Here is a 14079-nt window from a genome sequence, read left to right as displayed (position 1 = left end):
GCTCGATCTCGCCGTCGGCTGCCGTCACCGACTACAATCTCCAGGCGATCACCGCGACGGTGATCGGCGGTATTTCCCTGTTCGGCGGACGCGGCTCGATCCTGGGCACGCTGTTCGGCGCGATGATCGTCGGCGTCGTCTCCATGGGCCTCAACATGCTGGGCGCCGATCCGCAATGGAAGGTGCTGCTCACCGGTGTGCTGATCATCGGCGCCGTGGCGGTCGACCAATGGATCAGAAAGGTTTCGGCATGACCATGACCCAGGAGCCCATTCTCACCGCGCGTGGCCTGGTCAAGCGCTACGGCCGCGTCACCGCCCTCGACAACGCCGACTTCGACCTCTACCCCGGCGAAATCCTTGCTGTCATCGGTGACAATGGCGCCGGCAAATCGTCGCTCATCAAGGCGATTTCCGGCGCTGCCGTGCCCGATGAAGGCGAGATCCGGCTTGAAGGAAAATCCGTCTCCTTCAAATCGCCGATGGAGGCCCGCGAAGCCGGCATCGAGACCGTCTACCAAAACCTGGCGCTGTCGCCGGCGCTGTCAATCGCCGACAATATGTTCCTTGGCCGCGAAATCCGTAAACCGGGTTTTCTGGGCGATTGGCTTCGCATGCTCGATCGCCCGGCGATGGAAAAGCGCGCCCGCGACAAGCTTACCGAACTTGGCCTGATGACCATCCAGAACATCAGCCAGGCTGTGGAGACGCTCTCGGGCGGCCAAAGGCAGGGCGTTGCCGTGGCGCGTGCGGCCGCCTTTGGCAGTCGTGTGGTGATCATGGACGAGCCGACAGCCGCCCTTGGCGTCAAGGAAAGCCGCCGCGTGCTCGAGCTGATCCTCGACGTCAAGAAGCGCGGCCTCCCGATCGTGCTGATCTCGCACAACATGCCGCATGTCTTCGAAGTGGCCGATCGCATTCACATCCATCGGCTGGGCCGTCGCCTCGCCGTCATCGACCCCAAGCAATATACGATGTCCGACGCCGTCGCCTTCATGACAGGAGCCAAGGCCCCGCCGGAGGCGGCGCTGGCGGCTTGATACATGTCGCCCAAGTGGCTGGCGCATGGCGACACGGCAAGCACGGAACAGGGATTTGAAGCGCGGCGCGCGGGCCGTCTTGGCGCGTCACACTTCAGAATTGCCAAATTGCCGCAGGGGGCAAGCCGGATCGAACCTGTTTAAATCGATTGAATATATGGCGGTATCAGCTAGCATGGGCTGGGAGGAGCGATGAAAGCCGGTATGATCATGGCAACCGCACGAGAGGCATCATGACGAGCGCGATGACATCCGAACCCCTTCCGCCACTGCTCGAAAATCCTGACCCAAAGACACTCGCACGTGAAGTCTTGGTTGCCCTCAAATACAGGGTAGGCAAGGACACCACCGTTGCGACCCAGTACGACTGGCTAACCGCCTCGATCAAGGTCGTGCGCGACCGGATCGTCGATCACTGGATGCAGGCGACGAGAGAGGCTTACGACCAGAAGGAAAAGCGCGTCTATTATCTGTCGCTGGAATTCCTCATCGGCCGCCTGATGCGCGATGCTTTCTCCAATCTGGGCCTGATGGACAACATGCGCGAGGCGCTGTCGTCGTTGGGTGTCGACCTCGACTTGATTGCAGCACTCGAGCCCGATGCGGCGCTCGGCAATGGCGGCCTCGGCCGGCTCGCGGCCTGCTTCATGGAAAGCATGGCGACCGTCGACATTCCGGCGCATGGCTACGGCATCCGCTATGCCAATGGCATGTTCCGGCAGGAGATTCACGACGGCTGGCAGGTCGAACTGCCAGAGACCTGGCTTGATCACGGTAACCCGTGGGAATTCGAACGTCGCGAACGCTCCTTCGAGGTTGGTTTCGGCGGTTCGGTGGAATCGATCACCTCCAAGGACGGGCGCCTCGAACGCCATGTCTGGAAACCGACCGAGCATGTGCTGGCCGTCGCCTATGACACGCCCGTCGTCGGCTGGCGGGCCAATCGCGTCAACACGCTGCGGCTCTGGTCGGGCATGCCGATCGATCCGATCCTGCTCGACAAATTCAATGCCGGCGACCACATCGGCGCGCTCGCCGAAAGCAACAAGGCCGATGCCTTGTCGCGCGTGCTCTATCCCGCCGATTCCCACAAGGCCGGGCAGGAACTGCGGCTTCGGCAGGAGTATTTCTTCTCTACCGCCTCGCTGCAGGACATCGTGCAGCGCCATCTGAGCCAATATGGCGACCTGAAATCACTGCCCGACAAGGCTGCGATCCACCTGAACGACACCCATCCGGCCATCGCCGTGCCGGAGTTGATGCGCCTGTTGATGGACGTCCACGGCATGGACTTCGACCAGGCCTGGGATATCACCCAGCGCACCTTCGGCTACACCAACCACACACTGCTGCCCGAGGCGCTGGAAAGCTGGCCGGTGCCGCTGTTCGAGCGGCTTTTGCCGCGCCACATGCAGATTGTCTATGCCATCAACGCTGAAGTGCTTCTGGAGGCGCGTGCTTCCAACCAGTTCTCGGACGAGCAGATTGGCCGCATCTCGCTGATCCAGGAAAATGGCGATCGCCGGGTGCGCATGGGCAATCTGGCCTTTGTCGGCTCGCATTCCATCAACGGCGTTTCGGCTCTTCACACCGACCTGATGAAGGAGACGGTGTTCGCCGACCTGCACAAGCTCTATCCCGATCGCATCAACAACAAGACCAACGGCATCACGCCGCGGCGCTGGCTGATCCAATGCAATCCCGGACTGACGTCGCTCGCCCGCGAGGCGATCGGCGACCGTTTTCTCGATGACATCGACGCCATCAAGGATCTCGACGGTTTCGCCGGCGATGCCGCCTTTCGCGACAAGTTCGCCGCCGTCAAGCGCGCCAACAAGGCGCGATTGGCCAACCTCGTCGCCGACCGGCTCGGCATCAAGGTCGATCCTTCGGCGCTTTTCGACATCCAGATCAAACGCATCCACGAATACAAGCGCCAGCTTCTGAACATTCTCGAGGCGATCGCGCTCTATGACCAGATCCGCTCGCACCCCGAGCGCGACTGGATGCCGCGCGTGAAATTTTTCGGCGGCAAGGCGGCGCCCAGCTACCACAATGCCAAGCTGATCATCAAACTCGCCAACGATGTCGCAAAAGTCATCAACCGCGATCCGGCCGTGCGCGGTCTGCTTAAGGTGGTGTTCCTGCCGAATTACAATGTCAGCCTGGCCGAGATCATGATGCCGGCTGCCGACCTTTCCGAGCAGATCTCGACCGCCGGCATGGAAGCGTCGGGCACCGGCAACATGAAGTTCGCGCTCAACGGCGCGCTGACCATCGGCACGCTCGACGGTGCCAATGTCGAGATCAAGGAATGCGTCGGCGACGACAACATCTTCATCTTCGGCCTGACCACCGCCGAGGTCGCCGAGCGGCGCAACAACGGTTACGACCCTCGCGCCGTCATCGAGGGATCATCTGAGCTGGGGCAAGCGGTCGCTGCCGTCTCGTCGGGCGTCTTCTCGCCGGACGATCCGGAGCGTTACCGCGACCTCGTCAACGGCCTCTACAACAGCGACTGGTTCATGGTCGCCGCCGATTTCGATGCCTATGCCACCGCCCAGCGCGAGGTCGATGCGGTCTGGCGCAACAGTCCCGACTGGTACGCCAGGGCAATCCGCAATGTGGCGCGTGTCGGCTGGTTCTCCTCCGATCGCACGATCCGCCAATATGCGAAAGAAATCTGGAACGTGCCTGCCTGATGTGATTGCATGAGGCCGCAAACAATGTGGTCCCGGTGGTGTGAACTTGAAAGTCGGATCACACCACTAGAAACAAACACTAGGTGCCTGGGGAGGGACACTGCCTGATGAAGAAGCCGCGCGCGACCGGTGCGACAAGCGGGCCGGACGGACTGGCGGCAGCCAGCGATGTTGCGGCGATTGTTGCCGGCACGCATGGCGATCCGTTTGCCGTTCTCGGTGTTCAGGAGGCTGGGAAGGGTTTTGTGGCCCGCTGCTTTGTTCCGAATGCCGAATTCGTCACCGCTTATACGCTGACCGGCATCATCGCGGGTGAATTGTCCAGGCGCGACGATGGCGGCTTTTTCGAAGGCAAGCTCTCGATCAAGAAGCGGCAGCCGCTTCGCTATCACGCGCGCAATGCCGGCGGCGACTGGTGGCTGACCGATCCCTATTCGTTCGGTCCGGTGCTCGGGCCGATGGACGACTACTACATCGCCGAGGGATCGCATCTCAGGCTGTTCGACAAGCTCGGCGCCCATGTCATCGAGCACGAAGGGGCCACGGGCGTGCATTTCGCCGTCTGGGCTCCCAATGCGCGGCGTGTCTCTGTGGTCGGCGATTTCAACGAATGGGACGGCCGCCGGCACTCGATGCGGGATCGCCGCGACACCGGCATCTGGGAGGTGTTCATTCCCGATATCGGTGCCGGCCGGCCCTACAAATACGAGATCATCGGCCCCGACGGCGTCAGGCTGCCGCTGAAGGCCGATCCGTTCGCCTTCAAGTCCGAACTGCGTCCGGCCACCGCTTCGGTCGTGGCCGTGCCGCCGGCGCATGAGTGGGGCGACGAGGCGCATCGCAATTTCTGGCGCAATGCCGATCACCGGCGCGAAGCCATTTCGATCTACGAGGTCCATGCCGGCTCCTGGCAGCTTCGCGACGACGGTACGTTCCTGTCATGGGACGAATTGGCCGACCGGCTGATCCCCTATGTGGTCGAGACCGGCTTCACCCATATCGAATTCATGCCGATCTCCGAACACCCGTATGACCCGTCCTGGGGCTACCAGACGACCGGCCTCTACGCGCCATCGGCCCGCTTTGGCGATCCGGACGGCTTTGCCCGCTTCGTCGACGGCGCCCACCGTGCCGGCGTCGGCGTTATTCTCGACTGGGTGCCCGCGCATTTCCCGGTCGATGAGCACGGCCTGGCCAATTTCGATGGCACCGCGCTCTATGAACATGCCGATCCGCGCAAGGGGTTTCATCCCGACTGGAACACCGCGATCTACAATTTCGGCCGCCGCGAGGTGGTGTCGTTCCTGGTCAACAATGCGTTGTTCTGGGCCGAGAAATACCATGTCGACGGTCTTCGCGTCGATGCGGTCGCCTCGATGCTGTACCTCGACTATTCGCGCAAGGCCGGCGAATGGATCCCCAACGAGAGAGGCGGCCGCGAGAATCTCGAGGCGGTCAGCTTCCTGCAGAAGATGAACAAGGAGGTCTACGGCCACCATCCGGGCGTGATGACCATCGCCGAGGAATCGACCTCTTGGCCGAAGGTCTCGGCACCGGTGCATGAAGGCGGGTTGGGCTTCGGCTTCAAGTGGAATATGGGCTTCATGCACGACACGCTGGAGTATTTCTCCAAGGAACCGATCTTCCGAAAACACCACCACAACGACCTCACCTTCGGCCTGACCTACGCCTTTTCGGAGAATTTCGTGCTGCCGCTCTCGCACGACGAGGTTGTGCACGGCAAAGGCACGCTGCTTGGCAAGATGGCCGGCGACGACTGGCAGAAGTTTGCGACGCTGCGCGCCTACTACGCTTTCATGTGGGGCTATCCCGGCAAGAAGCTGCTTTTCATGGGGCAGGAGTTCGCGCAGCGCCGCGAATGGAGCGAGGCGCGCGCGCTCGACTGGAACCTGCTTGAATTCCGGCCGCATCGCGGCGTCTGGCAGACGGTGCGCGATCTCAACTATCTCTACCGTTCGCGCCCGGCACTGCATGGCCGTGATTGTGAGCCGGAAGGGTTTTCCTGGCTGATCGTCGATGACAGCCAGAATTCGGTTTTTGCCTGGCTGCGCAGCGCACCGGGCGGCAGCCCGGTGGCCGTCATTTCCAATTTCACGCCGGTGCCGCGTGACAATTATCGCGTGCCGTTGCCGAAATCAGGCAAATGGCGCGAGATCATCAACACCGACGCTTCGGAATATGGCGGTTCCGGCAAGGGCAATGGCGGCATGGTCGAGGCGCGGGCGGAGGGAGGAAACATCTCAGCGACGATGCTTTTGCCGCCGCTGTCGACGATCATGCTTGAACTCGTTGCCGACTGAGCCATGTCGATATCGAGTAACTTGGGAGGGTAGAAATGGCAGACTTGAAACGGACCCAGCCGCTGGCGCGCGATGCCATGGCCTATGTATTGGCCGGCGGCCGTGGGAGCCGCCTCAAGGAACTGACCGATCGGCGTGCCAAGCCGGCCGTCTATTTCGGCGGCAAGACGCGCATCATCGATTTCGCGCTCTCCAACGCGCTTAACTCCGGCATTCGACGCCTCGGCGTCGCCACCCAGTACAAGGCACATTCGCTGATCCGCCATCTGCAGCGCGGCTGGAACTTCCTGCGCCCTGAACGAAACGAGAGTTTCGACATCCTGCCGGCCAGCCAGCGCGTCTCGGAAACGCAGTGGTATGAAGGCACCGCCGACGCCGTCTATCAGAACATCGACATCATCGAGGCCTACGGCCCCGAATACATGGTCATCCTGGCCGGCGACCACATCTACAAGATGGACTACGAGATGATGCTTCGCCAGCACGTCGACGCCAATGCCGACGTCACCGTCGGCTGCCTCGAAGTGCCGCGCATGGAAGCCACCGGCTTCGGCGTCATGCATGTCGATGCCAAGGACAACATCATCGCCTTCGTCGAAAAACCCGCCGATCCGCCCGGCATTCCCGATAAGCCGGAATTCGCGCTGGCTTCGATGGGCATCTACGTCTTCAAGACCAAATTCCTGATGGAGCAGTTGCGCCGCGATGCGGCCGAGGCGGGCTCAAGCCGCGACTTCGGCAAGGACATCATCCCCTATATCGTCCAGCACGGTAAGGCGATCGCGCATCGCTTCGCCAAATCCTGCGTCCGCTCGACCGCCGAGAACGAAGCCTACTGGCGCGACGTCGGAACGGTCGATGCCTATTGGGAAGCCAATATCGACCTGACCGATATCACGCCCGAGCTCGATCTCTACGACCGCGACTGGCCGATCTGGACCTATGCCGAATTGAAGCCGCCGGCAAAGTTCGTGCATGACGAGGATGGCCGCCGCGGTTCGGCTGTGTCTTCGCTTGTCTCGGGCGATTGCATCGTCTCGGGGGCTTCGCTGAAAAAAAGCCTGATCTTCACCGGCGCGCGCATCAATTCCTATTCGACGCTGGAAGAAGTCGTCATGCTGCCCGACGTTCATGTCGGCCGGAACGCAAAGTTGAAGCGCGTGGTCATCGACCATGGTGTTAGGATACCGGAAGGGCTGGTGGTCGGCGAAGATCCTATTCTCGACGCCAAGCGCTTCCGCGTTTCCGAAAAGGGCATCTGCCTGGTCACGCAGGACATGATCGACAAGTTAGGGCTCTAACGCATGCAGGTTCTGTCGGTCACGCCCGAGATCTTTCCGCTGATCAAGACCGGAGGGCTTGCCGACGTGACCGGCGCGCTGCCCATCGCCTTGGCGGCCAAGGGCGTGACCGTGCGCACGCTCATCCCGGGCTTTCCGACCGTCATGGCCGCCTTCAAGAAGAAGCGGGCGGTTCTGCAATATCCCTTGCTGCAGGGCGGCAAGGCCTCCGTCCATTCAGTCCAACTCGCCGGGCTCGAACTGTTCGTGCTCGATGCGCCGCATCTGTTCGACCGTCCCGGCGGTCCCTACGGCAACGCCACCGGCGTGGACTGGCCAGACAATTGGCGGCGTTTCGCGGCCCTGAGCCAGGTCGGCGGCGACATCGCCGGTGGCGCCATCTCGGGCTACCAACCCGACATCGTCCATGCCCATGACTGGCAGTCGGCGATGACCCTGGCCTACATGCGCTACGGCAAGGCAGTTGGCATTCCCTCGATGATGACCGTCCACAATCTCGCCTTCCAGGGCCAGTTCGGCGCCGGCATCTTCGGTGAGCTCGGCTTGCCGGCGGCGGCGATGGCGCTCGACGGCGTCGAATATTATGGTGGTGTCGGCTTCCTCAAGGCTGGCCTGCAGGCCGCCTGGGCGATCACCACGGTCAGCCCGACCTACGCGCAGGAGATCCGCTCGGCGGAATTCGGCATGGGTCTCGACGGCCTCATCAACATGCGCTCCAGCGATCTCTATGGCATAGTCAACGGCATCGACACCGGCATCTGGGATCCGGAAACCGACAAGCATCTGGTATCCCCCTACACGGCGAGCACACTGAAGGCGCGCGCGCCCAACAGGACTGCCGTGGAGGACCGCTTCAGTCTTGAGCGTGACGACAGCCCGATCGTCTGCGTGGTCAGCCGGCTGACCTGGCAGAAGGGGATGGACATACTGGCGCTGGTGATCGACGGCATCGTTGCCACTGGCGCGCGGCTGGCCATCCTGGGATCGGGCGATGCTGGTCTCGAAGGCGCGCTGCTTGCCGCTGCCGCCCGGCATCGCGGCCGTATCGGTGTGGTCGTCGGCTACGATGAGGGGCTGTCGCACATCATGCAGGGCGGCTGCGACGCCATCGTCATCCCCTCGCGCTTCGAACCGTGCGGGCTGACGCAGCTTTACGGCCTGCGCTATGGCTGCGTACCGGTGGTCGCGCGCACCGGGGGCCTCGCCGATACGGTCATCGACGCCAATGAGGCCGCCGTCTCTGCCGGTGTCGCCACCGGCTTCCAGTTCGCGCCCAACAATGGCGGTGCCTTGCTGCACGCCATTAGCCGCCTCGTCGACGCCCACGCCAGTCCGACGGTCTGGGAATCGCTGCAGCGCCAGGGCATGAAGGCCGATGTGTCGTGGGACAAGAGCGCCGAAAAATATGTCGAACTCTATCGCTCGCTGCTTTCGAAAAGGGTTGCCTGAAGCATGATACGGACCGTCCCCACCAAGCCTTATTCCGACCAGAGGCCCGGCACGTCGGGCCTGCGCAAGAAGGTGCCTGTCTTTCAGCAGGAGCACTATGCCGAGAATTTCATCCAGTCGATCTTCGACGCGCTCGACGGTTTCAAGGGCAAGACCCTGGTGATTGGCGGTGACGGCCGGTTCTACAATCGCGAGGTCATCCAGAAGGCCATCGCCATGGCCGCCGCCAACGGCTTCGGCAAGGTGATGGTCGGGCAGGGTGGCATCCTGTCGACGCCGGCCGCCTCGCATGTCATCCGCAAGTACAAGACCTTTGGCGGCATCATCCTGTCGGCCAGCCATAATCCCGGCGGCCCGCATGAGGATTTCGGCATCAAGTACAATGCCGGCAATGGCGGCCCGGCGCCCGAAAAGCTGACCGACGCGATGTTCGAGAAAACCAAGACGATCTCAAGCTTCAAGATCGCCGATATCGATCCGATCGACATCGACACAACAGGCACGGTCAAGGCCGCCGGCATGACGGTCGAGATCATCGACCCGGTCGCCGACTATGCCGAACTGATGGAAAGCCTGTTCGATTTCGATGCCCTGCGCAAACTGTTCAAATCCGGCTTCCGCATGCGCTTCGACGCCATGCACGCGGTGACCGGCCCCTACGCCAAGGAGATCCTGGAGAACCGGCTCGGCGCGCCCAACGGCACCTGCCGCAATTTCAAGCCGCTGCCGGATTTCGGCGGCCATCACCCGGATCCGAACCTCGTCCATGCCAAGCACCTCTATGACGAGATGATGGGACCGGACGCGCCGGATTTCGGCGCTGCCTCGGATGGCGACGGCGACCGCAATCTGATCATCGGCAAGGGCATTTTCGTCACCCCGTCGGATTCAGTTGCCATGCTCGCCGCCAATGCCCACCTGGCGCCCGGCTACAAGGCCGGTTTGAAGGGCATCGCCCGCTCGATGCCGACCAGTGGCGCTGCCGACCGCGTCGCTGAAAAACTCGGCATCGCCCTCTATGAGACGCCGACCGGCTGGAAGTTCTTCGGCAATCTGCTGGATGCCGACATGGCGACGATCTGCGGCGAGGAGAGTGCGGGCACCGGCTCCAACCATGTCCGCGAAAAGGACGGCCTATGGGCGGTGCTTTTGTGGCTCAACATCCTTGCCGCGCGCGGCGAAAGCTGCAAGCAGATCGTCACTGAGCACTGGGCGACCTACGGTCGCAACTACTATTCGCGGCACGATTATGAAGAGGTTGAGAGCGACCGCGCCAACGCATTGGTCGACGAACTGCGCGCCAAGCTCGGCGCGCTGCCGGGTACCAGCGTGCGCGGCATGAAAATCGCCAGCGCCGACGATTTTGCCTATCGCGATCCGGTCGACGGTTCGATCAGCGAGCATCAGGGCATCAGGGTGCTGTTCGAAGGTGGTTCGCGGGTCGTCTTCCGCCTCTCCGGCACCGGCACGTCGGGCGCGACGCTGCGCGTCTACATCGAACGTTACGAGCCGGACAAATCGAGGCACGACCTCGACACCCAGGCCGCCCTTGCCGATCTGATAGCCGCAGCCGATGATATTGCCGGGATTCACAGCCATACCGGCCGCCCCAAGCCAAGCGTGATTACTTGAGGGTGGCGGTTCGCGCTTTCCCTTCTCCCCTTGTGGGGTTCGAAGGACGGGGCGAGACCCGTGGCTCGCCCCAGGGCGGTGGATCGGCGCGTAGCGCCGAGACGGTTGAGGGGTGCGCGAAGGATCGCTGTCCTTGCCAAGCTGGAACACCCCTCATCCGTCGCCTTCGGCGACACCTTCTCCCACAAGGGGCGAAGGGGGAGACTGCATGACCCAGCTCGGCGCCACCGTCACCCGCGAAGGCATCCGCTTTGCCGCCTGGTCGCAGGCGGCCCGTCTGCTTTGGGTCTCGATCTTCGACGAGCAGGGCAACCGGGAAATCGAACGGCTCGAACTGCAGCCGGAAGGTGAGGGCGTCCATGCGCTGTTCATTGCGGGCCTTGGCCAGGGCATCCGCTACGGCTTTCGCGCCGATGGCGACTACGCGCCGGAACGCGGACTGTGGTTCGATCCCGCCAAGCTCCTGACCGATCCTTATGCCGTCGAGATCGACAGGTCCTATGTCTATGACTGGCGGCTGGCCCAGCGCCGGGGCGAGGGCGCCGATACCGCGCCGCTGATGCCGAAGGCGATTGCCGCTGCGCTGCCGAAGCCGGTGCAGGCTGCCCCGCCGCTATTCCAGCCGGGCGGCCTTATTTACGAAGTGCCGGTGGGCGCCTTCACCATGCTGCATCCGGACATTCCCGAAAAATTGCGCGGAACAGTCGCCGCACTTGCTCACCCGGCGGTTATCGAGCATCTGAAAGAACTGGGGGTTGACGCGGTCGAACTGATGCCGGTGACCGCGTCGATCGACGAGCGACATTTGCCGCCGCTCGGGCTGCGCAACGCCTGGGGCTACAATCCCGTGACTTTCATGGCCCTCGATCCGCGTTTGGCGCCAGGCGGCATCATGGAGTTGCGAAACACGGTCGCCGTGCTGCGTGAGGCTGGCATCGGCGTCATCCTCGACCTCGTCTTCAACCACACCGGCGAGAGCGACTGGCTTGGCCCGACGCTGTCGCTGCGCGGCCTGGACAACCAGGCCTACTACCGGCACTCATCAGACGGCGGGCTGGCCAACGATACCGGCACCGGCAACACGGTCGCTTGCGATCATCCTGTCGTCCAGGAGATGGTCCTCGACACGCTTCGCCATTTCGTCAGGGATGCCGGCGTCGACGGCTTCCGCTTCGACCTGGCGCCCATTCTGGGCAGGGTTGAAGGAACATTCGATGCCGAGGCGCCGATGCTGAGAGCGATGCGCGACGACCCGCTGCTGGCCGATCGCGTGTTGATCGCCGAGCCGTGGGACATCGGTTCCGACGGCTATCAGCTCGGTAATTTCCCGCCGCCCTTCCTCGAATGGAACGACAAGTATCGCGATGACGTCAGGCGCTTCTGGCGCGGCGACGCCGGCATGGTCGGTGCGCTGGCGACCCGGCTTGCCGGTTCGTCCGATGTGTTCGCAACGAACCGGCAAAACGCCAGTCGGACCGTCAATTTCATCGCCGCCCATGACGGCATGACGCTCGCCGATATCGTGCGCTACGAGCGCAAGCACAACGAAGCCAATGGCGAGCAGAACCGCGACGGTCACAATGAAAACCTGTCCTGGAACAACGGCGTCGAAGGGGATGCGGACGATCCGGCCGTATGGGAGTCTCGCCAGAACGATCAGTGCGCGCTGCTCGCCACGCTGTTTGCCTCGCGCGGCACCATCATGCTGACCGCAGGCGACGAGTTCGGCCGCACCCAGCAAGGCAACAACAACGCCTATGCGCAGGACAACGAGATCACCTGGCTCGACTGGGCCGGCCGTGACCAGGTGCTGGAGCGCTACACGGAGGAACTCTCGAGGCTGCGCCGGTCGATGCCGGCGCTCTCCGATACAAGCTTCCTCACTGGCCAGCCACCGGCAGGTTCAGAGATACCGGACGTCGCATGGCTGACCGAGACAGGCGCGCCGCTCAATGAACAGTGCTGGCAGGACCCGCAGCGGTACCGCCTCGTCATGATCCTGGGTGGCGTCAGCCGCCTTGCCGTCATCATCAACGGCGATCGCCGGGCCTGCATGTTCACCTTGCCTGAGCGAGACGGATTCTTCTGGGCTCCAGCCATCGAAGCGCCGGATGCGGCGAACAGATCGCGACCGATATCGGGACGGGCGGTGATCTTCATGATCGAACGAGCGCAAGCCGGCACAGGGGAGAAGCGCGATGGCGGCGAGTGACAAGACCGGATGGTGGCGCGGTTGCGTCATCTACCAGATCTATCCGCGCTCCTACCAGGACACGACCGGCAACGGCAGCGGCGATCTCGCGGGTATCACGTCGAGGCTCGCCCATGTCGCCTCGCTTGGTGTCGACGCCGTCTGGCTGTCGCCTTTCTTCAAGTCGCCGATGGCCGATATGGGCTACGACGTGTCGGATTACTGCGATGTCGATCCGGTGTTCGGCACGCTCGAGGATTTCGATGCGCTGGTCGCCGAGGCGCATCGTCTCGGCCTGAAGATCGTCATCGACCAGGTGCTGTCGCATTCGTCCGACAGGCACGACTGGTTTGTCGAAAGCCGCGCCAGCCGCGATAACCCCAAGTCTGACTGGTACATTTGGGCCGATACCAAGCCCGATGGCAGCGCGCCCAACAACTGGCTCTCCGTCTTCGGTGGCCCGGCCTGGGAATGGGATTCGACCCGCCGGCAATACTACATGCACAATTTCCTTGCCTCGCAGCCCGACCTGAATTTCCACAATCCGGAGGTCCAAGACGCGCTTCTCGACACGGTGCGGTTCTGGCTGGAGCGCGGCGTCGACGGCTTCCGGCTCGATACGGTCAATTACTATGTCCACGACCGCTGGCTGCGCAGCAATCCGCCCCTGGCGTCGAGCGTCGCCGGCACCAACGGCGAGACCAACACCTACCTCTACCAGGAGCATCTGTTCGACAAGACGCAGCCGGAAAACCTGGCGTTCCTGCGCCGCTTCAGGGCGCTGCTCGATGAATATGACGACCGCGCCGCGGTTGGCGAAATCGGCGATGAAGGCCGCTCGCTGCAGACGCTCGCGGCTTACACCTCAGGCGGCGACAAGCTGCATATGTGTTACACCTTCGACCTGCTCGGTCCGCAGTTCTCGGCCGCGCATGTGCGTGGCTGCGTCGAAGCCTTCGAGGCGGCCGTCTCCGACGGCTGGGTCTGCTGGGCGTTCTCCAACCATGACGTGGTGCGCCATGTCAGCCGCTGGACAAGGCCGGGCAGCGATCCCGACGCCGTCGCAAGATTCTCGATCATGCTGTTGTCCTGCCTGCGCGGCTCGATCTGCCTCTATGAGGGCGAGGAGCTGGGCCTGGAGGAGGCGGAGCTGGCCTATGAGGATCTGCGCGATCCCGTCGGCATCCGCTTCTGGCCAGGCGTCAAGGGCAGGGATGGGTGTCGCACGCCAATGGTCTGGGAGGCCGGCGCCGACAATGCAGGCTTCTCCACGGCCAGGCCCTGGCTGCCGATACCGGCCAGCCATCGCACCCGCGCGGTCGACGTCCAGAATGCCGACACGGCCTCGGTGCTGAAGTCCTATCGGACCACGCTGGCCTTGCGCGGGGAGCATGAGGCGCTGGTATCAGGCTCGATCCGCTTTCTCGACGCCGAGGGTGACCGT

At 62.9% G+C, this 14079-nt stretch carries 8 protein-coding genes and 1 pseudogene; all 9 read left to right on the top strand.

The features are described 5' to 3' along the window. Nucleotides 1–254, top strand: a pseudogene (locus EOC06_RS18600) (ABC transporter permease); the annotation flags it as partial. After that, nucleotides 230–1039, top strand: a complete 810-nt coding sequence (locus tag EOC06_RS18595; RefSeq protein WP_245469748.1) for an ATP-binding cassette domain-containing protein — start codon at nucleotides 230–232, stop codon at nucleotides 1037–1039. The pseudogene EOC06_RS18600 and the gene EOC06_RS18595, both read left to right, overlap by 25 nt. Nucleotides 1040–1272: 233 nt before the next feature. Then, nucleotides 1273–3741 carry a glycogen/starch/alpha-glucan phosphorylase gene (locus EOC06_RS18590; RefSeq protein WP_128308465.1) on the top strand — a complete coding sequence of 823 codons (2469 nt, stop codon included), beginning with the start codon at nucleotides 1273–1275 and terminating at the stop codon, nucleotides 3739–3741. 107 nt (nucleotides 3742–3848) lie between these two features. Beyond that, nucleotides 3849–6062 carry a 1,4-alpha-glucan branching protein GlgB gene (gene glgB / locus EOC06_RS18585; RefSeq protein WP_128308464.1) on the top strand — a complete coding sequence of 738 codons (2214 nt, stop codon included), beginning with the start codon at nucleotides 3849–3851 and terminating at the stop codon, nucleotides 6060–6062. A gap of 35 nt (nucleotides 6063–6097) precedes the next feature. Beyond that, the gene (gene glgC, locus EOC06_RS18580; RefSeq protein ID WP_127273144.1) at nucleotides 6098–7363 is read left to right on the top strand and encodes a glucose-1-phosphate adenylyltransferase; all 1266 of its coding nucleotides are present in this window, start codon (nucleotides 6098–6100) and stop codon (nucleotides 7361–7363) included. 3 nt (nucleotides 7364–7366) lie between these two features. Beyond that, complete coding sequence (gene glgA / locus EOC06_RS18575; RefSeq protein WP_127327162.1) at nucleotides 7367–8812, top strand: glycogen synthase GlgA; 1446 nt, start codon at nucleotides 7367–7369, stop codon at nucleotides 8810–8812. A gap of 3 nt (nucleotides 8813–8815) precedes the next feature. Continuing rightward, nucleotides 8816–10444: an alpha-D-glucose phosphate-specific phosphoglucomutase gene (locus EOC06_RS18570; protein ID WP_128308463.1), complete on the top strand. Its 1629-nt coding sequence runs from the start codon at nucleotides 8816–8818 to the stop codon at nucleotides 10442–10444. A gap of 208 nt (nucleotides 10445–10652) precedes the next feature. Further along, nucleotides 10653–12656: a glycogen debranching protein GlgX gene (gene glgX, locus EOC06_RS18565; protein ID WP_128308462.1), complete on the top strand. Its 2004-nt coding sequence runs from the start codon at nucleotides 10653–10655 to the stop codon at nucleotides 12654–12656. Further along, nucleotides 12643–14079 (top strand): alpha-amylase family glycosyl hydrolase (locus EOC06_RS18560; RefSeq protein WP_245469746.1); only part of this gene is annotated, 1437 nt, incomplete at its 3' end. The genes glgX and EOC06_RS18560, both read left to right, overlap by 14 nt.

It is taken from the genome of Mesorhizobium sp. M7A.F.Ca.MR.362.00.0.0 (assembly GCF_004023175.1).
In the GTDB taxonomy this organism is placed as follows: domain Bacteria; phylum Pseudomonadota; class Alphaproteobacteria; order Rhizobiales; family Rhizobiaceae; genus Mesorhizobium.
Note: the sequence above shows the minus strand (reverse complement) of the source record. Positions and strands in the feature narration are given on the sequence as shown.

Excerpts from the sequence above, each read along its gene's own strand:
- EOC06_RS18590 (WP_128308465.1), top strand. The coding sequence starts at position 1,273 with ATGACGAGCGCGATGACATCCGAACCCCTTCCGCCACTGCTCGAAAAT.
- EOC06_RS18595 (WP_245469748.1), top strand. The coding sequence starts at position 230 with ATGGATCAGAAAGGTTTCGGCATGACCATGACCCAGGAGCCCATTCTC.
- EOC06_RS18570 (WP_128308463.1), top strand. The coding sequence starts at position 8,816 with ATGATACGGACCGTCCCCACCAAGCCTTATTCCGACCAGAGGCCCGGC.
- glgC (WP_127273144.1), top strand. The coding sequence starts at position 6,098 with ATGGCAGACTTGAAACGGACCCAGCCGCTGGCGCGCGATGCCATGGCC.
- glgB (WP_128308464.1), top strand. The coding sequence starts at position 3,849 with ATGAAGAAGCCGCGCGCGACCGGTGCGACAAGCGGGCCGGACGGACTG.
- glgX (WP_128308462.1), top strand. The coding sequence starts at position 10,653 with ATGACCCAGCTCGGCGCCACCGTCACCCGCGAAGGCATCCGCTTTGCC.
- glgA (WP_127327162.1), top strand. The coding sequence starts at position 7,367 with ATGCAGGTTCTGTCGGTCACGCCCGAGATCTTTCCGCTGATCAAGACC.